Consider the following 19,503-nt stretch of genomic DNA (forward strand, 5'->3'; position numbering starts at 1 on the left):
GTAGCGTCTGGAGCGGTCAATCAGGACGGTTGCGGCGGGTGGCGACAGGCGGCGTAGATGTCTTGTTCCGCTTGGTAGGCGCTGCTGTGCACGTCCAGCAGGCCGAGCACCGAGTGGAAGTACGCATCGTGCGTGATGCGCCGCTCGCTCAGGTCTTTTTGCAGGCAGGTGGTGCTGACGCCGCTGCGCGCCTGCAGGCCGGGCGAGAGCCAGGTGATCCACGGCACCTGCTTTTGCACGTCAGGGGCGATGGCGTAAGGCAGGCCGTGCAGGTAAATGTTGTTTTCGCCCAGCGATTCACCATGATCAGCTACATAAATCATAGCTGTTTGCGCTTTTGCTGATTGGGTTTCAAGCCACTTTATCGTCGATTGCAGTAGCTGGTCGGTGGCCAGAATGCTGTTGTCATAAGCGTTCACAACTTGCTGCTGCGAGCATTCCTGCAATGCGCTGGAGGTGCATTCGGGCTGAAACTGCTTCAAGTCCGGGGCCGAGCGTTTGTAGTAGGCCGGCCCGTGGCTGCCCATCTGGTGCAGCACCACGACGGTGCCGCGTGCGCGCTGCTCGGGTGGCAGGGCGGCAATGCGCTGGTCCAGGTCTTGCAGCAAGATCGGGTCGAGGCACTCGCCACCAGAGCAGAGCGCGGGGTCTTTTTGCGCGCTGGTGCTGGCGTAGTGCACCCGGTCGCAAATGCCTTTGCAGCCGGACTGGTTGTCCACCCACAGTACGGCCAAGCCGGCGTGTTGCAGCACGTCGAGCAGGTTTTCATCGTTGCCACTGCGGCTCTCGAATCTGGATTTGCCGAGGTGCGAGAACATGCAGGGCAGCGAGGCGGCCGTGCTGGTGCCACACGACCAGGCGTTGCGCGCACTGCTCAGATCAGTGCGTGCCGACAGCCGTGGCGTGGTCTGGCGGGTGTAGCCGTTGAGACCAAAGTTGCCGCTGCGCCCAGTTTCGCCCAGCACCAGCACCAGCAGCGGCGCCTGGGTCTGTCCGGTGTAGCTGGCGCCCAGCTGGGCGTCGCGTCCCAAGGGATGCAGGGTGTGGTTTTCCGGGTTCAGGGTCCGGGTGGCGACCAGGCTCAGCGCATACACGCTGTTGAGCGGATTGATCAGGTAGCGCAGCTGGGTGTGGTTGCGCATGGTGGAAGAAAAATCCTGGAACACCAGCAGCAGACTGGCGACGATGACGCCGATGGTCACGACCAGCAGCAGGGCGTTGTGCCCCAGCTGGCGCAGCACGCCCAAGCGCCGCAGCGGGCGCGAGTAGAGCCAAAGCAGGGGCGGCGCGGCCAAGACCAGCACCGTCACTGGCAAGCGCCAGTTCAGCAGGTCAGCGGCTTCGCGCGGGTCGGTTTGCAGTACGTTGGTCAACATGCTGGCGTCGATGACGATGCCGTAGGCCATCATGAAATAGGCGCCAAACGCTGCCATGAGCAGCAGCACCGTCACCGCCGGTTTGAGGGTCAAGCGCCAGCTCAGCAGGCTGAGCAGCGCTGCATTGCCCGCCGCCACGATCAGCGCAAAGGCCAAGGCAAAGCCCCAGCCGCGCAGGCTGCCCTGCCCCGGCAGTGCGGCCACCGCGCGCCATAGCGGCACATTGCACACCGTGGCCAGCCAAGTGCTGATCAGCAGGACCACCCAAGCCGGGTGCAGGACGCTGGCGGCGGGAGTGAGCACAGGGGCGGACAAGGGGGCGGACAAAGAGGTGGCCGAGGGCCGCAGACGTCGAAGGAGCAAAGACATGGCGCCATTGTTCCTCATTGCACTGAAGCCAGCATTAAACGCAGTGCAAATGCGACTCACGCTTCCAGTTGGCTGGCGTGGTGGCGCAGGTGGACTTCTATGAAGCTTTGGATGAAGTAATAGCCGTGGTCGTAGCCGGAGTGGCGGCGCAGCGTGAGCGGCTGCCCGATTTTTTTGCAGGCAGCCTCGAAGACCTCGGGCAGCAGCTGTTGTTCGATAAGAAATTTGTCGGCCAGACCCTGGTCGATGAGGATGCCGCCGGGGTAGGGCGCGGTTTTCTGCGCCGCCATCAATGCACTGGCGTCATGGTTCAGCCAGTCGGCCTCGTCGTTGCCCAGGTAGCCAGCGAATGCCTTGCGCCCCCACGGGCACTGCGTCGGCGCGGCAATCGGCGCGAAGGCCGACAGGCTCTTGAACAGACCGGGGTGGCGCAGCGCCAGCGTCAACGCGCCATGGCCGCCCATCGAGTGGCCAAAAAGGCCAACGCGCTCCAGGTCGATTGGCAGTTTCTGGCCCAAGAGCGGCAGCAACTCGCGCGTCAGGTAGCTCTCCATGCGCCAGTGCGACTCCCACGGCGCCTGCGTGGCGTCGAGGTAGAAACCGGCGCCGACGCCAAAGTCCCAGCTCTCGGCCTCACCGGGCGCGTTGGCACCGCGTGGGCTGGTGTCCGGGGCGATCAGCGCCAAGCCCAATTCCGCCGCCAGGCGCTGGGCGCCGGCCTTGGTCATGAAGGTTTCTTCATTGCAGGTCAGACCGGCCAGATAGACCAGCGCCGGCACCTTGGCGCCGTGCAGCGCTTGCGGCGGCAGATACACCGAGAACTTCATCGGCAGGCCGATTTCGCGCGCATGGTGCTGGTAAAAGCGCTGCGCGCCGCCAAAGCAGGCGTGGGCGTTTTGCAGTTCTAAGGTGGTGTTGACCATAACCATGGTAATTAAAACTCCTAAAAAAATAGCTGCAAGCGCATGTATATAAAGCGTTTGCAGCTGTTTTGATACGCAAATCTTTGTGGCGATTGCGCTATGTGCTCATCTTTTATTTAACTTAATAAATGACCACCGAGCGGATCGATTGGCCGGAGTGCATCAGATCGAAGGCTTTATTGATGTCGGTGAGCGGCATGGTGTGCGTGACAAACGGCGCCAGCTGGATCTTGCCGCTCATGGCGTCTTCCACCATGCTGGGCAATTCGCTGCGGCCCTTGACGCCGCCAAAGGCCGAGCCCAGCCATTTGCGCCCGGTGACCAGTTGGAACGGGCGGGTCGAAATCTCTTTGCCGGCCCCGGCCACGCCAATCACCACCGACTGGCCCCAGCCGCGGTGCGCGCACTCCAGCGCGGCGCGCATGACATCGACGTTGCCGATGCACTCAAAACTGTGGTCCACACCCCAGTCGGTCATCTCGACGATGACTTGCTGGATCGGTTGCTCAAAATCTTTCGGGTTGACGCAGTCGGTGGCGCCAAAGGTTTTGGCCAAGTCGAACTTGCCGGGGTTGGTGTCGATGGCAATGATGCGGCCGGCCTTGGCCAGTTTGGCGCCCTGGATGACAGCCAAGCCAATGCCGCCCAGGCCAAACACCGCCACGCTGTCGCCTTCTTGCACTTTGGCAGTGTTTTTGACGGCGCCGAGGCCGGTGGTGACACCGCAGCCGAGCAAACACACTTGTTCGGGGTTGGCGTCGGGGTTGATTTTGGCCAGCGACACGGCAGCAACCACGGTGTATTCGCTGAAGGTGCTGCAACCCATGTAGTGGTAAATCGGCTCGCCGTGGTAGCTGAAACGTGTGGTGCCGTCGGGCATCACACCCTTGCCCTGCGTGGCGCGCACGGCGACGCACAGGTTGGTCTTGCCGGATTTACAGAACAGGCACTCGCCACATTCGGCGGTGTAGAGCGGAATCACGTGGTCGCCGGGTTGGACGCTGGTCACGCCTTCGCCCACTTCGATGACGATGCCCGCGCCCTCGTGGCCAAGCACGGCGGGGAAGATACCTTCAGGGTCGTCACCGGACAACGTGAACGCATCGGTGTGGCAGACGCCGGTGTGGGTAATTTTGACCAGCACTTCGCCGGCTTGTGGTGGAGCGACGTCGATTTCGACGATTTGCAGAGGTTCTCCGGCTTTGAAGGCGACGGCGGCACGGGATTTCATGGTGGGGTGTCTTTCAGAAAATAAAAAAAGCCCGCCGGGGTGGGGCGGGCTTAGTGTGCGGCAGGGCGCTGGTGAGCGCCACTGCTGCCGGTGCTTAACGCTTTTCGAGCGGCTGCACGTCGCGTGCGGTCGCGCCGACAAAGAGCTGGCGTGGGCGGCCGATTTTGTACTCGGGGTCGCTGATCATTTCGTTCAGTTGGGCGATCCAGCCGACGGTGCGGGCCAGAGCGAAGATGCCGGTGAACAGGTTCACTGGAATGCCCATGGCGCGCTGCACGATGCCGGAGTAGAAATCGACGTTGGGGTAGAGCTTGCGCGAGACGAAGTAGTCGTCTTCTAGGGCAATGCGCTCGACTTCCTTGGCCAGCTTGAACAGCGGGTCGTTTTCTAGGCCCAGTTCGGCCAGCACTTCGTTGCAAGTTTCTTGCATCAGCGTGGCGCGGGGGTCGTAGTTCTTGTAGACGCGGTGACCAAAACCCATCAGCTTGACGCCAGAGTTCTTGTCCTTGACCTTCTCCATGAACTCGGCGACCTTGGAGATGCCGCCGCTGGCCTGGATTTCTTCCAGCATGTTCAGACAGGCTTCGTTGGCACCGCCGTGGGCAGGGCCCCACAGGCAAGCCACGCCGGCAGCGATAGCGGCAAACGGGTTGGTACCCGAAGAACCACACAGGCGCACCGTCGAGGTCGAGGCGTTTTGCTCGTGGTCTGCGTGCAGGATGAAGATGCGGTCGAGAGCGCGTTCCAGCACCGGGTTGACCACGTACTCTTCGCACGGCGTCGCAAACATCATGCGCAGGAAGTTACCAGCGTACGACAGGTCGTTGCGTGGGTACACGTAAGGCTCGCCCTTGCCGTACTTGTAGGCCATAGCGACCAGGGTCGGCATTTTGGAGATCAAGCGGATGGCGGCGATTTCACGGTGCTGCGGATTGTTGATGTCCGTGCTGTCGTGGTAGAAGGCCGACATCGCACCGACCAAGCCGGTCAACACGGCCATCGGGTGCGCGTCACGGCGAAAGCCTCGCAGGAAGAACTGCATCTGCTCGTTCACCATGGTGTGCTTGAGCACCATTTTGTGGAAGTCACCGCGCTGAGCGGTATTGGGCAGTTCGCCATTCAGCAACAGGTAGCAGGTGTCGAGGTAGTCGCACTGCGTCGCCAGTTGTTCAATGGGGTAGCCGCGATAGAGCAGTTCGCCCTTGTCGCCGTCAATGTAGGTGATGGCCGACTGGCACGCGGCCGTCGAGAGGAAGCCGGGGTCGTAGGTAAACAGACCGGTTTGTCCGTACAGCTTGCGGATGTCGATGACGTCCGGGCCGATAGTGCCGTGGTACATCGGCATTTCCACACTGGGGCTGCCATTGCTAAATGACAGGGTGGCTTTGTTGTCAGCTAACTTCATTGCTACTTTCCTTGGGTAGGTTTCCGATGATCGATGGGGTGGCTGCTTCTGCAAGTGAACTGCGTGGCCGGGCAACCTCTGGACGCAGCATAGTGAGCATTTCGCGCACGTCTTCGGTGTCCAGCGCGTCTTGCGGCTCCTTGCGCCGCAGCAGCAAGTCCATCAAGTCGTGATCGCCGAGGTCCATCAACACCATCAGGGCGTCGGCATGGCGCTCGGTCAGCTGGTGCTCGTAGCGCGCGAAGAAGTCTTTAATAAAAAGATCGTTTTCCAGCAGGCCGCGCCGGCAGCGCCAGTGCAGCTTGCTCCGTGCGCGCTCATCGAGCAGCGGCGAGGCCGCTGCATCGGCAGGGTGCGGGGTGTGGCCCATGGTGGTACGTGCGCTTCTGGGGTCTAGATAGTGCGACGCACCATCAGCTCTTTGATCTTGCCAATGGCGCGGGTTGGGTTCAGACCCTTAGGGCACACGTCCACGCAGTTCATGATCGAGTGGCAGCGGAACAGGCGGTACGGGTCTTCCAGGTTGTCCAGACGCTCGCCAGTGGCTTCGTCGCGGCTGTCCGCCAAGAAACGATACGCCTGCAGCAGGCCCGCCGGGCCGACGAATTTATCGGGGTTCCACCAAAAGCTGGGGCAAGAGGTGGAGCAGCTGGCGCACAAGATGCACTCGTACAAGCCGTCCAGCTCTTCGCGCTGTTCAGGCGACTGCAGGCGTTCTTTTTCAGGTGGCAGGTTGTCGTTGATCAGGTAAGGCTTGATCGAGTTGTACTGCTTGAAGAACTGCGTCATATCGACGATCAGGTCGCGGATCACCGGCAGGCCGGGCAGCGGCTTGAGCACGATGGTGCCGGGCAGCGTGTTCATGTTGGTCAAGCAGGCCAGACCGTTTTTGCCGTTGATGTTCATGGCGTCGGAGCCGCAAACACCTTCGCGACACGAACGGCGGAACGACAGCGCCGGGTCTTGCTCCTTGAGCTTGATCAGTGCATCCAGCAACATGCGTTCGTGGCCGTCGAGTTCGATCTCGATGGTCTGCATGTAGGGCTTGGTGTCTTTGTCCGGATCGTAACGGTAGATTTGGAATGTGCGTTTTTGCATGGGGCTTCTCTCGTGGGGCGACCTGATTAGAACGTCCGGACCTTGGGCGGGATGCTGTCCACAGTCAGTGGCTTGAGGGTCACTGGCTTGTAGGTGAGGCTGTTGTTGGCGCTATGCCACAACGTATGCTTGAGCCAGTTCACATCGTCACGGCCCAGCGGTGCGGTGGGGTGATCGGCGGGGTGCTCATAGTCGTACACCGTGTGCGCACCGCGGCATTCGCGGCGGGCGGCGGCCGAGACCATGGTGGCCTGCGCCACTTCGATCAGGTTATCCACTTCCAGCGCTTCAATGCGTGCGGTGTTGAACACCTTGGACTTGTCTTGCAGCGTGACGCTGGCGACGCGCTCACGCAAGGCGGCAATCTTGGTGACGCCTTCGTCCATGCTGGCCTGGGTGCGGAACACGCCGGCGTGTTGCTGCATGGTGGCACGGATGTCGCCGGCCAATGCCTGCGAATAGGTGCCGGAAGTGGAGTTTTCGAGTTGGTTCAAGCGCTCCAGCGTGCGGTCGGCTGCATCCTTGGGTAGCGGCTTGTGCACCTTGTTCTGGTTGTTGAACTCGACGATATGGCGACCTGCGGCCTTGCCAAACACCAGCAAGTCCAGCAGCGAGTTGGTGCCCAGGCGGTTGGCGCCGTGCACGCTGACGGCGGAGCATTCGCCCACGGCATACAGACCATTGACCACCTTGTTGCTGGTGCCATCGTGAGTGACGACTTGGCCGTGGATATTGGTTGGCACGCCGCCCATCTGGTAATGGATGGTAGGAACGACGGGAATCGGCTCGCGCGTGATATCGACGTTAGCGAAGTTGACGCCAATTTCATACACCGAGGGCAGGCGTTTGTGGATAGTCTCGGCGCCCAAGTGGTCGAGCTTGAGCAGCACGTAGTCTTTGTTCGGGCCGCAACCACGGCCTTCCTTGATTTCTTGGTCCATCGAGCGCGAGACGAAGTCGCGTGGTGCCAAGTCTTTCAAGGTGGGCGCGTAGCGCTCCATGAAGCGTTCGCCATTGCTGTTGAGCAAAATCGCGCCTTCGCCGCGACAGCCTTCGGTCAGCAGCACGCCCGCGCCGGCCACGCCGGTCGGATGGAATTGCCAGAATTCCATGTCTTGCAGCGGAATGCCAGCGCGCGCGGCCATGCCCAAACCGTCACCGGTGTTGATGAAGGCGTTGGTCGAGGCAGCAAAAATGCGGCCGGCACCACCGGTGGCCAGCAGCACGGTTTTGGCTTCGAGGATGTACAGGTCGCCGGTTTCCATTTCCAGCGCCGTCACGCCGACGACATCGCCGTCTTCGTCACGGATCAGGTCGAGTGCCATCCATTCGACGAAAAAGTTGGTCTTGGCCTTGACGTTTTGCTGGTACAGCGTGTGCAGCATGGCGTGGCCGGTACGGTCAGCCGCAGCGCAGGCGCGTTGCACGGCTTTTTCGCCGTAGTTGGCGGTGTGGCCGCCAAACGGGCGCTGGTAAATGGTGCCGTCGGCGTTGCGGTCGAACGGCATACCGAAGTGTTCCAGCTCATACACCACCTTGGGTGCTTCGCGGCACATGAATTCGACCGCGTCTTGGTCGCTCAGCCAGTCGCCCCCTTTGATGGTGTCGTAGAAGTGGAAGTGCCAGTTGTCTTCGCTCATGTTGCCCAGCGAAGCGCTCACGCCGCCCTGCGCAGCCACGGTGTGCGAGCGGGTGGGGAAGACTTTGGACAGCGAGGCCACGTTCAGGCCGGCGCGCGACAGTTCGAGGGCGGCGCGCATGCCGGAGCCACCGGCACCGATGATGACGACGTCGAACTTGCGCTTGGAAATATTGGCGTTGGTATAGCTCATGGATTTAGCCTTTGTTCGCAAAATAGGAAGCAGGAATTACAGGCGCCACAAGACCTGTACCGCCCAGCCAGCGCAGCCGACCAACCAGACGATGGTGAAAATTTGCAGCAGCAGACGCGTGCCCACGGGCTGGATGTAGTCCATCCACACGTTGCGCATACCGACCCAGGCGTGGTAGGCCAGCGACAGGACCACGGCGAAGGCCAGTGCCTTCATCCACTGCGGTGCAAACAGTCCGGCCCACGAGTCGTAGCCAATCGGACCACTGGAAAGCAGCAGACGCGCCAGTACCAGCAGGGTAAAGAGAGCCATCAGAGCGGCGGTGATGCGCTGGCTGAGCCAATCGCGCACGCCATAGTGCGCGCCTACGACAAGGCGTGCGGAGCCATAATTTTGAGCCATGGTATTTCTTCCTAATCAGTAAAAATTGCGCTGCAGGCCGGTGACGGCCAGGATGGTCAAAATCTTAATAAGCGCCGAAAAGCTTCAGCCCCAGCACGAAGGTGAGGGTCAGGCTCAGGACGAGCACAGTCGCAGCCGACTTGCGGCCAAAGTCCTTGTTCACAGCGGCGTGGTTGATATCCATGATCAGGTGGCGAATGCCGGCAATGAAGTGGTGCAGATAAGCCCAGATCAGCACCAGGGTCATCAGCTTGACCAGCCAGCCGGGCGCAAAGCCCAGGTGGCTGTTGAAGGCGGCCTTGAATTGCCCAAACGATATTTCGGACGACAGCGAGGTGTCGAGCATCCAGACAATGAAAGGCAGCAATAAAAACAGAATCACGCCACTGGCCCGGTGCATACCTGAGACCAGGGCGGCCAACGGCCATCGGTAGGTGGGCAGGTCGGACAATGCGTTGATATTGCGAAATTCAGGCCTTTTTTTGGCTATCTCGGTCATGGCAAGGGCTTTCGTGGAGGTAACTGCTTTGTAATTCGAGCGTCGATGCAGGGCAAAATTTTATTGCACTGCAGCAAGTCGGCGCGCGGCTCGGGGGACATTCTCGTTTTTTTGTGCCCGCTAGGCCAGCGGAATGTCAGGGTTTGTGGCTATTTTCAATTCAATTCGTTGCGGTAGTAGTGCGTATCGGTGCGGTAGAGGCCACGTCGTAACTCCATGGGAACATCGTTATATGTGTAAGCAAGGCGTTCGACGCTGAGCAAAGGCGTGGCAGGCGTCACCTGTAGCAGGGTCGCCTGCGCCTGGTCGGGCAGCACGGCCCTGATTTTTTCTTCGGCTCGCACCATGCGCACGCCAAAATCCAACTCAAGCATGGCATAGGTCGGCCCCGGGTAGTTGGCCATGTGGGCTGCGTTGAGGCCTTTGAAGGCCTGGCCAGGCAGCCAGATGTCTTCCAAGATGGTGGGAATACCCTGAAACGAAAGCACGCGGCGCGCCTGGATGACCGATTCACCGGTGCGCAGGCCGAGGGTGCGGGCCACATCGGCCGGGGCGCGCACCAGCTTGCAGTCAATGATGTGGCGTTCGGCCGGTCCTTCCACGCTGGCGTCGCCGCTATCGGGCAACAAACGCAAAAAACGGTATTGCACTTGGTGTTCGGCATGGGTGGCGACAAAGGTGCCTTTGCCCTGGCGCCGTATCACTAGGTTTTCTGCGGCCAAGTCGTCAATCGCCTTGCGTACCGTGCCCTGGCTGACGCGAAAGCGCGCCGCCAGTTCAATCTCGCTCGGAATGGCTTCGCCTGGTTTCCATTCGCCCGATTGCAGGCTTTGCAGGATCAAGCCCTTGATCTGCTGGTACAGCGGACTGAATGCGGGAACTGACAAGCCTACCGTGCCGGTGGGCGAGGCGGGAGTGTCAGCGGCAGAAGAAGGCGTGGAGGGCATGGTGTGCAACGGAATGCGAGCGTTTGTTTTGCAGCGCACAAACGGCATCGTGAACCTCTTCATCATATCTTATATAAGACATAAGACAAATTGACGTAGCGCGGATTTCGGCAGTAAAATTGAAAGCTGCTGGCGGAGCACATGTAGCTGATGACAGGTGCAGGTGGTAGCCGCTGTATTCGCACTTGTTTTCCTTTTTTCCTTCACTGTCTGGAGTTTTCTACATGAGCAAAAAACCCGTCCGCGTAGCTGTTACTGGCGCTGCAGGTCAAATTGGTTACGCCCTGCTGTTTCGTATTGCCTCTGGCGAAATGCTGGGCAAAGACCAGCCGGTCATTCTTCAGCTGCTCGAAGTGCCTGTCGAAGGCCCACAGAAAGCGCTCAAGGGCGTGATGATGGAACTGGACGACTGCGCTTTCCCGCTGCTCGTCGAAATGACGGCCCACGACGACCCGATGACCGCCTTCAAAGACGCCGACTACGCCCTGCTGGTCGGTTCGCGTCCCCGCGGTCCTGGCATGGAACGTGCTGAGTTGCTGGCCGTCAATGGCGCCATCTTCACGGCCCAAGGCAAGGCACTCAACGCCGTCGCCAGCCGCGACGTGCGTGTGTTGGTGGTGGGTAACCCCGCCAACACCAACGCCTACATCGCCATGAAGTCGGCGCCTGACCTGCCACGCAAAAACTTCACCGCCATGTTGCGCCTGGACCACAACCGCGCTGCCAGCCAAATCGCTGCCAAAACTGGCAAGGCTGTGGCTGACATCGAAAAATTGACGGTGTGGGGCAACCACTCGCCAACGATGTACGCCGACTACCGCTTTGCCACCATCAACGGCGAAAGCGTGGCCCAAATGATCAACGACCAAGAATGGAACGCCAACACGTTCTTGCCTACGGTTGGCAAACGCGGCGCGGCCATCATCGAGGCACGTGGTTCTTCGTCGGCTGCTTCGGCTGCCAACGCTGCCATCGACCATATGCGCGACTGGGCGTTGGGCACCAACGGCCAATGGGTCACCATGGGTATTCCTTCGGACGGCCAATACGGCATTCCCAAGGACGTGATGTTCGGCTTCCCCGTCACCTGCGAAAACGGCGAATACAAAATCGTTGAAGGTCTGGAAATCGATGCCTTCTCGCAAGAGCGCATCAACAAGACGCTGGAAGAGCTGCAAGGCGAGCAAGACGGCGTCAAGCACCTGCTGTAAGCGCCATGAAGCATCCGCGCGACATTTTGCTCGGGGCGCAAGCGGCTAGCGCTGCTTTGCCGGTCTGCGACCACTACAGTGGCGCGCCGGCGCGGATGCTGAAAAGCCTGCAATTGCAGGCTGAAATGACGCAGGAGTTGGGTGCCTGCGTGTTTGACGTCACCCTAGATTGCGAAGACGGCGCCCCGGTGGGCGGCGAAGCCCAGCACGCCCAGCTGGTGGCGCAACTGGCCCGTGACGCCGCTCCCGGCGCGCGCGTTGCCGCTCGCGTCCACCCGGTCGATCACCCCGCCTTTGCCAACGACATGGCCACCATTGCCGGTCAAGCCGGCCATCGCCTGTGCCACATCATGCTGCCCAAGGTCGAGTCGGTGGACGATGTTTTGCGGGCTGAAAAAGCCCTGGAGCGCGCTGGTGCTGGGCATTTGCCGCTGCATGTATTGATTGAATCTGCCGCTGCAGTACAGCGCGCCTTTGACATCGCTGCGCACCCGCGCGTGCAAAGCCTGAGTTTTGGGCTGATGGACTTTGTCTCGGCCCACGGCGGCGCCATTCCGGCCAGCGCCATGGGTTCTGCCGGACAGTTTTCGCACCCGCTGGTGGTGCGCGCCAAACTAGAAATATCCGCCGCCTGCCACGCCCATGGCAAAGTGCCATCGCACTGCGTCGTCACCGAATTCAATGACAGCGCCGCTTTACAGGCGTCTGCCACTCGGGCCGCGCGTGAGTTTGGCTACACGCGCATGTGGAGCATCCACCCGGCCCAGATCCGTCCCCTTTTGGCCGCGTTTGCGCCGACCCGGGACGATATTGAAATTGCTTCTAAAATAATAGCTAATGCCGCTTTAGCTGATTGGGCTCCGATCAGTTTTGAGGGTGCATTGCACGACCGTGCCAGCTACCGCTACTTCTGGCAGGTGCTGGAGCGCGCACACCACACCGGCCAGGCCTTGCCGAGTGCCGTGCAACCCTGGTTCTCTTCCTCCTGTTCCTGACCGTATTTCACCGCTGGAGCTCCTATGAAAACACTGTTTGTTTCTGCCCTGATGGCACTGGTTCCCGGTTTGGTGATGGCCCAGGCCACACCGGCTGCAGCCAAGACGTCTACTAAAAAAACCGCCAAAAATGCTGTCAAGGCGCCTGTGGCCAAAGCCAAGGCGCCTCACAAGGTGCTGGTTGCCAAGGCCCAGCCCACCAGCCGCCGCGCGCGTATTTCCAGTGCCGCACCCGTGGTGGCTGTGGGCGCAATGGCTTCGGGCGCTGCAGGCGCAGCCGGTCAGGGTGGGCTCTCCCCGGCTGAAATGGCGATTGCCGAGCGTGTGCATGTCGGCCGCATCGCCTGCGAATTGGGCGCGCATGTGACGGTGGCCGCCGATGCCAGCGCGCCAGGTCATTTCCATGTGGAAGGCAAAGGCTTCAAGTACTACATGACCCCGGTGGCCACCAGCACTGGTGTGGTGCGCCTCGAAGACGCCAAAGCCGGCGCAGTCTGGCTGCAGATTGCCAACAAATCCATGCTGATGAACCAAAAAATGGGCCAGCGCCTGGCCGACGACTGCATGAGCTCCGAGCAGGTGGTGGTGGCCGAGTCCATCAAGCACAACCCGCCAGCCAGCGTGTTTGAGCCCTTGCCTGCTGCCAAATAAATACAACGATCAGGGATGCCCTGTCGGTCCCTCTGCCCCACTTTAGAACGTAACCCTGGAAAGAGAATTCATGTTGAAAGCCTACCGCGACCATGTGGCCGAGCGCGCCGCCTTGGGTATTCCTCCGCTGCCACTCACGGCTAAGCAAACTGGTGAACTGATCGAGCTGCTGAAAAATCCACCGGCTGGTGAAGAAACCACCCTGGTCGAGCTGATCACCCACCGCGTGCCTGCTGGTGTGGATGACGCTGCCAAGGTCAAGGCCAGCTACTTGGCCGCTGTGGCCCACGGCACGGAAAAATGCACACTTATCGGCCGCGAGCGGGCGACCGAATTGCTGGGCACCATGCTCGGCGGCTACAACCTGACACCGCTGATTGACCTGCTCGACGACGCCGCTGTGGCCTCCGTTGCCGCTGAAGCGCTGAAAAAGACGCTGTTGATGTTCGATCAGTTTCACGACGTCAAGGAAAAAGCCGACAAGGGCAACACCTTTGCCAAGGATGTGGTGCAAAGCTGGGCCGATGCCGAGTGGTTCACCAGCCGCCCTGAAGTGCCGCAGAGCATCACCCTGACCGTGCTCAAGGTCACCGGCGAAACCAATACCGACGATCTCTCACCCGCACCCGACGCCTGGAGCCGGCCGGACATTCCGCTGCACGCCCTGGCGATGCTGAAAAACAAGCGCGACGGCATCACACCTGAAGACGACGGCAGGCGCGGCCCCATCAAGTTCATTGAAGACCTGCGCGCCAAGGGCAACTTGGTGGCCTATGTCGGTGACGTGGTCGGCACTGGCTCTAGCCGTAAGTCGGCTACCAACAGCGTGCTGTGGTTCACCGGCGAAGACATTCCCTTCGTGCCGAACAAGCGCTTTGGCGGTGTCTGCCTGGGTAGCAAAATTGCTCCGATCTTCTACAACACCATGGAAGACGCCGGCGCGCTGCCGATCGAGCTGGACGTGAGCCAGATGAACATGGGCGACACCATCGAATTGCTGCCCTACGCCGGCAAGGCGCTCAAGGACGGTCAGGTGATTGCCGAGTTCGAGGTCAAGAGCGACGTGCTGTTCGACGAAGTGCGTGCCGGTGGCCGTATTCCGTTGATCATTGGCCGTGGTCTGACCGCTAAGGCACGCGAAGCGCTGGGTCTGGCTCCTTCCACCCTGTTCCGCCTGCCCCAAGTGCCTCAAAGCCATGGCAAGGGCTTCACTCTGGCACAAAAAATGGTCGGCCGCGCCTGTGGTCTGCCGGAAGGCCAAGGGGTGCTGCCCGGTACCTACTGCGAACCCAAGATGACCTCGGTCGGCTCGCAGGACACCACCGGCCCGATGACGCGCGATGAACTGAAAGACCTGGCTTGCCTGGGTTTCAGCGCTGATCTGGTGATGCAATCGTTCTGCCACACGGCGGCTTACCCCAAGCCGGTGGATGTGAAGATGCACCACGAGCTGCCTAACTTCATCAGTACCCGTGGCGGTATTGCGCTGAAGCCCGGCGATGGCATCATCCACAGCTGGCTCAACCGCATGTTGCTCCCTGACACCGTCGGTACCGGCGGCGACAGCCATACGCGTTTCCCTGTGGGTATCAGCTTCCCTGCTGGCTCCGGTCTGGTAGCGTTCGCTGCTGCCACCGGCGTGATGCCGCTGGACATGCCTGAATCTGTGCTGGTGCGCTTCAAGGGCCAGATGCAGCCCGGCGTGACGTTGCGCGATCTGGTGCACGCGATTCCGCTGTATGCCATCAAGGCCGGTTTGCTGACCGTGGCCAAGCAAGGCAAGAAGAACATTTTCTCGGGCCGCATCCTCGAAATCGAAGGACTGCCCGACCTGAAGGTCGAGCAAGCATTTGAGCTGTCGGATGCCTCCGCAGAGCGTTCGGCTGCCGGTTGCACCGTGCACCTGAACAAGGCCCCGGTCATCGAGTACCTGCAGTCCAACATCGTGTTGCTGAAGAACATGATTGCCCAGGGTTATGCCGACGCGCGCACTATTGGCCGCCGTATCCAGGCCATGGAGGACTGGCTGGCCAATCCCCAGTTGCTGGCGCCTGACGCTGACGCTGAATACGCTGTCGTGATCGAGATCGACCTGGCCGAAATCACCGAACCGATTGTGTGCTGCCCCAATGACCCTGACGACGCCAAGACGCTGTCGGACGTGGCTGGTACCGCGATCGACGAAGTGTTCATCGGTTCGTGCATGACCAATATCGGTCACTTCCGTGCTGCTTCCAAGCTGCTCGAAGGCAAAAAAGACATCCCCGTCAAACTGTGGATGGCACCACCGACCAAAATGGACGCGCAGCAACTGACCGAAGAAGGCCACTACGGTGTCTTCGGTGCAGCTGGCGCACGCATGGAAATGCCCGGCTGCTCGCTGTGCATGGGCAACCAGGCGCAAGTGCGCGAAGGCGCGACCGTCATGTCCACCAGCACGCGCAACTTCCCCAACCGTTTGGGCAAGAACACCAACGTGTACCTGGGCTCGGCTGAGCTGTCGGCCATCGCTTCCAAGATCGGCCGCATCCCTACCAAGGCTGAGTACCTGGCTGATATTGGTGTCGTCAACCAGAACGGCAACAAGATCTATCAATACTTGAACTTTGACCAGATCGAAGAGTACGCTGACGTAGCCAAGGGCCTAGCCGCTTGAAGCGCTGCTTCCTGACATGAAAAAACCCGCTTCGGCGGGTTTTTTCATGGGCTGGCGACAAAGGGTTGCTCCGACACCATCTGATATGCCCCAGATTGCAGCATCTGCTGCTGTTATTGCAGTCCCAGGGGTTCCATAGTCAAGGTCTTGGCACAGGGGCGCTGCGTGCGCCCGCTGGCTGTTGTTTTGCTCCTTCCATGTCCCACATCCCCCTCGCACCGCACGGAAAATCGCCGCGCAAAGTCATTCCCATCGCCCCGGTGCCCGCCGCAGGGTCGCTATATGAGGCCCAGGTCAAGATCCAGGCGCGCTCCATGCGCGGTGTGTTCGCCAACTGGCGCTGGGCCCTGGTGTGGGCCACGCAGCTGTTCTTCTACGTGATTCCCTGGCTGCAGTGGAACGGGCGGCAAATGCTCCTGTTTGACTTGGAGCAGCGGCGCTTTTACCTATTCGAGCTGCTGCTCTTCCCGCAGGATTTCATCTACCTCACGGCACTGTTGATCATTGCGGCGTTGTCGCTGTTTTTGTTTACGGCGGTGGCGGGGCGGCTGTGGTGCGGCTTTGCCTGCCCGCAGACGGTCTATACCGAAATTTTCATGTGGATAGAGCACCGGGTGGAGGGCGACCGCAGTGCGCGCTTGCGCCTCGATGCTTCGCCCTGGTCGAAAGAAAAGCTGCGCAAGAAATTCCTCAAGCAGCTGTTGTGGCTGGCCGTGGCGCTGTGGACCGGCTTCACTTTTGTCGGCTACTTTGTGCCGATTCGCACCCTGGCTGTGGAGGTGATGGCGCTGCAAGGCGGCTGGCAGATTTTCTGGGTGCTGTTTTATGGTTTTGCCACCTATGGCAACGCCGGTTTTTTGCGCGAACAAATCTGCAAATACATGTGCCCGTATGCGCGCTTTCAGAGTGCGATGTTCGACCAGGACACGCTCATCGTCACCTATGACGCCGTGCGCGGCGAGATGCGCGGGCCACGCACCAAGGCGGTGGATGCCAAGGTGCAGGGCCTGGGCGACTGCATTGACTGCACCCTGTGCGTGCAGGTCTGCCCGGTGGGCATCGATATCCGTGAGGGCCTGCAGTACGAGTGCATTGGCTGCGGCCTGTGCGTGGACGCCTGCAACTCCGTCATGGACAAGATGCAGTACCCGCGCGGCCTGATCCGCTACACCACGCCCAACGCCCTGGCCCAGCGTTGGAGCCTGCGCCAGGTGCTGCGCCGCGTGGCCCGCCCGCGCGTGCTGCTCTACAGCGCCGCGTTGCTGGCGCTGACAGGGGCCATGGTGAGCAGTCTGGTGCTGCGCACGCCCCTCAAGGTGGACGTGATCCGCGACCGTAGCGTGCTGGCGCGCCTGGTAGAAGGTGGGCAGATCGAGAACGTGTACCGCCTGCAAATCGCCAACGCCACCGAAACACCGCAGCGCTACCGTTTGGTAGCCAGCGGGCTGGAGGGGCTGCACGTGGCCTCGGACACCGAAGTGGACGTGGCCGCTGCCGAGTCGCGTTGGGTGGTGGTGCGCCTGCGCGTGCCTGCCGGTGTGGTGGCTGCCGTTGGCTCGCACCCTGTGGGGCTGGAGATCTCTGCCACGGGCGATACGGCGGTGCAACTGCGTGAAAAAACCACCTTTCTGATGCCGCGCTGAAGCGGCTTACCCCGACGCTGCAACGATCTGGCCCAGCGTGGCCAGCGCCTGCTCGGTGCGGGTATTCCAAGCGTGGCCATAGTTCAGGCGCAGGCAGTGGCTGAAGGCGTGCGAGGCGGAAAAAATCGGCCCTGGCGCCACGCTGATGCCCTGCGCCAGCGCTTGGCGGTGGATGTGCAGCGCGTCACAGCCTGCGGGCAGCTCGACCCATAAAAAGTAGCCGCCCTCGGGCCGCGTCGCTCGCGTGCCGGGGGGAAAATAATGGCCCACCGCCTGGGCAAAGGCCGTTTGCTGCATGGCCAGCGCCGCGCGCAGTTTGCGCAGGTGCTTGTCAAAACCGCCGCGCTCCAGGTACAGCGCCAGTGCTGCCTGTGCCGGTACCGAGGCGCTCAGCGTACTGGTCAGCTTGTGCCGTGCCACGGCCTGGGTAAAGCGCCCCGGCGTGGCCCAGCCAATGCGGTAGCCTGGCGCCAAGGATTTGGAGAACGAGCTGCAGTGCAGCACCAGCCCTTCGGTGTCAAAGGCCTTGGCGGGGGGTGGGCGCTGCTCGCCCAGGTACAGCTCGGCGTACACGTCGTCCTCGATCAGCGGCAGGCCGTGGCGGGTGATCAGCGCCACCAGCGCTTTTTTCTTGGCTTCGGGCATCAAACTGCCCAGCGGGTTTTGGAAGGTGGTCATCAGCCAGCAGGCCTGGGGACGGTGGCGCACGATGGCGGACTCCAGCGCGGCCAGATCAATGCCCTCGCGCGGATGGGTGGGCACCTCGATGGCGTGCAGCCCCATGCGCTCCAGCGCCTGCAAGGCGGCGTAGAACGTGGGCGATTCGACCACCACCGCACCGCCCGGGCGCGTCACGGCGGCCAGGCACAGGTTCAGCGCTTCGAGTGCGCCGTTGGTGATGACGATGTCCTCGGCCGACACCGGTATACCTGCCGCCAAGTAGCGCAGCGCAATCTGGCGGCGCAGGCCGGCATGGCCGGGGGTGAGGTCGTCCACCGTGCTCCAGGGGTCGAGCGACTTGGCGCTGGTGGCCAGGCACTGGCCCAAACGTGCCAGCGGGTACAGCAGCGGGCTAGGGAAAGCTGAGCCCAGCGGCACCACCTCGCGTGCCATGCTCGATTCCAGCACCTCGAAGACGCGCTCACTCACATCAACGGCAATCGACTGGCCTGCGGGCTGCGAGGCTTGCTCGGGCTCGGGCGGCGCACTGCGCAGGCCTGCGCGCACAAAGTAGCCCGAGCGCTCGCGCGCCTGCACCAAGCCGCGCGCTTCCAGCAGGTAATAGGCTTGGAACACGGTGGACGCGCTGACGCCCCGGCTGGCGCAGGTGTGGCGTACCGAGGGCAGCTTGTCCCCCGGGCGCAGCACGCCAGCGCGGATGGATATCTCGATGTCGGTGGCAAGGATGTCATAGCGCTTCATGGAGCTAAAAACAGGCAGTGTCACGGATCTACTGGCGTACTTGTGCTGCGCAGAAGGCGGCAACACCAGCGCGGGATTCGGTAGCGCTGTTGGGGCCGTGGTGCTCAGGCGGCGCTGGTGTCTTTGGGCGCTTCGTTGGCAGTTGCCTTGGTGCCTAGTTTGCTGGCCAGAAAATCGTCAAACCCTTGCATTACCAAGGCATAGGTTTTGCTGATGCCTTGCTCAATCGGACTGTCCTTGCCCATGACACCCAAGCCGGTGAGGATGTCTTTGGCTTCGCCAAAACCCTGCTCAAAACCGCCCCGAATTAGATCGACAAAATTGCGCGCCACGGTTTCTGCATCTTTGTCTTTGTTCTGACTTTGTGCGGCGTAGGCATCGTAGAAGGCAGTGGACAGCGACAGGATGCGACCTGCAGTGGCCTCGGGTGTTTGCACCGGGGCAGCGGTGTCGCCAATGGCGTTGGGCCCCAGCTCTGGCTCTAGCAGCGTGTTGATGCGGTCAATGGCCGTGCGGTACAGCAAGGCCAGCGAGGTGTTGGCCGATTTGATGGATACGTCCATCGAGGCTTGCAGAATTTGCGAATTTTGCTCCGCGCGTCGGGTGCTGGCCGAAGTGCTGATTGACGCCGAGGTTTTAGCTTCTTCCGTAGATTCAGCAGTTTTTACGGGCTGAACGGTACGCGTCGAATCAGGAGCTGCCGGTGTGGCAGAGCGGGGGAAGCCGATGGAAGGGGTAGCCATGTTGTTCTCCGGTAGATGTTGTAGGGGGGTCTCTTCAATCATCGACCAATTCAACTGAAAGTTAAATTAAGCTGGTAATAGTGGCTCTATTTAAGCTTTA

General features: G+C 61.1%; 16 protein-coding genes and 1 pseudogene. 5 read left to right on the forward strand and 12 right to left on the reverse strand.

Annotated features, from left to right (window positions below; all coding sequences use genetic code 11):
• Positions 1-20: 20 nt before the first annotated feature.
• The 10 genes and pseudogenes from Q390_RS0108085 to Q390_RS0108130 form a co-directional block, all read right to left on the reverse strand.
• Positions 21-1,745, reverse strand: a complete 1,725-nt coding sequence (locus tag Q390_RS0108085) for a phosphoethanolamine transferase (RefSeq protein WP_027995601.1) — start codon at positions 1,743-1,745, stop codon at positions 21-23.
• Positions 1,746-1,801: 56 nt separating this feature from the next.
• The gene (gene fghA / locus Q390_RS0108090) at positions 1,802-2,668 is read right to left on the reverse strand and encodes an S-formylglutathione hydrolase (RefSeq protein ID WP_027995602.1); all 867 of its coding nucleotides are present in this window, start codon (positions 2,666-2,668) and stop codon (positions 1,802-1,804) included.
• A 121-nt stretch (positions 2,669-2,789) separates the two neighbouring features.
• Entirely contained in the window at positions 2,790-3,899 is a 1,110-nt protein-coding gene (locus tag Q390_RS0108095) for an S-(hydroxymethyl)glutathione dehydrogenase/class III alcohol dehydrogenase (protein WP_027995603.1), read from the reverse strand.
• Positions 3,900-3,993: 94 nt separating this feature from the next.
• Positions 3,994-5,304: a citrate synthase gene (locus Q390_RS0108100; RefSeq protein ID WP_027995604.1), complete on the reverse strand. Its 1,311-nt coding sequence runs from the start codon at positions 5,302-5,304 to the stop codon at positions 3,994-3,996.
• An 82-nt stretch (positions 5,305-5,386) separates the two neighbouring features.
• Positions 5,387-5,674 (reverse strand): annotated as a pseudogene (locus tag Q390_RS17985) (FAD assembly factor SdhE); the annotation flags it as partial.
• Positions 5,675-5,697: 23 nt separating this feature from the next.
• Entirely contained in the window at positions 5,698-6,402 is a 705-nt protein-coding gene (locus Q390_RS0108110; protein WP_027995605.1) for a succinate dehydrogenase iron-sulfur subunit, read from the reverse strand.
• 26 nt (positions 6,403-6,428) lie between these two features.
• Positions 6,429-8,234, reverse strand: coding sequence for a succinate dehydrogenase flavoprotein subunit (sdhA, locus tag Q390_RS0108115; RefSeq protein ID WP_027995606.1), 1,806 nt, complete (start codon positions 8,232-8,234; stop codon positions 6,429-6,431).
• A gap of 36 nt (positions 8,235-8,270) precedes the next feature.
• Complete coding sequence (gene sdhD / locus Q390_RS0108120) at positions 8,271-8,636, reverse strand: succinate dehydrogenase, hydrophobic membrane anchor protein (RefSeq protein WP_027995607.1); 366 nt, start codon at positions 8,634-8,636, stop codon at positions 8,271-8,273.
• Positions 8,637-8,700: 64 nt separating this feature from the next.
• Positions 8,701-9,135 (reverse strand): succinate dehydrogenase, cytochrome b556 subunit, encoded by a 435-nt coding sequence (sdhC, locus tag Q390_RS0108125; protein WP_027995608.1) that lies wholly within the window; start codon positions 9,133-9,135, stop codon positions 8,701-8,703.
• 155 nt (positions 9,136-9,290) lie between these two features.
• A complete protein-coding gene (locus Q390_RS0108130) occupies positions 9,291-10,082 on the reverse strand; it encodes a GntR family transcriptional regulator (protein WP_027995609.1) in 792 nt (263 codons plus the stop codon).
• Positions 10,083-10,306: 224 nt separating this feature from the next.
• On the opposite strand from Q390_RS0108130, the gene Q390_RS0108135 reads away from it, so the two are divergent.
• The 5 genes from Q390_RS0108135 (at position 10,307) to ccoG (ending at position 17,238) form a co-directional block, all read left to right on the forward strand.
• Positions 10,307-11,293 (forward strand): malate dehydrogenase, encoded by a 987-nt coding sequence (locus tag Q390_RS0108135; protein WP_027995610.1) that lies wholly within the window; start codon positions 10,307-10,309, stop codon positions 11,291-11,293.
• Positions 11,294-11,298: 5 nt separating this feature from the next.
• The gene (locus Q390_RS0108140; protein WP_027995611.1) at positions 11,299-12,288 is read left to right on the forward strand and encodes an HpcH/HpaI aldolase/citrate lyase family protein; all 990 of its coding nucleotides are present in this window, start codon (positions 11,299-11,301) and stop codon (positions 12,286-12,288) included.
• 24 nt (positions 12,289-12,312) lie between these two features.
• Entirely contained in the window at positions 12,313-12,939 is a 627-nt protein-coding gene (locus Q390_RS0108145; RefSeq protein WP_027995612.1) for a hypothetical protein, read from the forward strand.
• Positions 12,940-13,009: 70 nt separating this feature from the next.
• On the forward strand, positions 13,010-15,595 hold the full coding sequence (acnB, locus tag Q390_RS0108150) for a bifunctional aconitate hydratase 2/2-methylisocitrate dehydratase (RefSeq protein WP_027995613.1): 2,586 nt from the start codon (positions 13,010-13,012) through the stop codon (positions 15,593-15,595).
• A gap of 197 nt (positions 15,596-15,792) precedes the next feature.
• Positions 15,793-17,238: a cytochrome c oxidase accessory protein CcoG gene (gene ccoG, locus Q390_RS0108155; protein WP_051603129.1), complete on the forward strand. Its 1,446-nt coding sequence runs from the start codon at positions 15,793-15,795 to the stop codon at positions 17,236-17,238.
• A gap of 6 nt (positions 17,239-17,244) precedes the next feature.
• Here ccoG and Q390_RS0108160 read toward each other — a convergent pair whose 3' ends face one another.
• Together Q390_RS0108160 and Q390_RS17990 are read right to left on the reverse strand one after the other, a co-directional pair.
• On the reverse strand, positions 17,245-18,660 hold the full coding sequence (locus Q390_RS0108160) for an aminotransferase-like domain-containing protein (protein ID WP_027995615.1): 1,416 nt from the start codon (positions 18,658-18,660) through the stop codon (positions 17,245-17,247).
• 104 nt (positions 18,661-18,764) lie between these two features.
• Entirely contained in the window at positions 18,765-19,403 is a 639-nt protein-coding gene (locus Q390_RS17990; protein WP_156949856.1) for a DUF5610 domain-containing protein, read from the reverse strand.
• Positions 19,404-19,503: the final 100 nt, after the last annotated feature.

The sequence above is a fragment of the Simplicispira psychrophila DSM 11588 genome, from assembly GCF_000688255.1.
Classification (GTDB): domain Bacteria; phylum Pseudomonadota; class Gammaproteobacteria; order Burkholderiales; family Burkholderiaceae_C; genus Simplicispira; species Simplicispira psychrophila.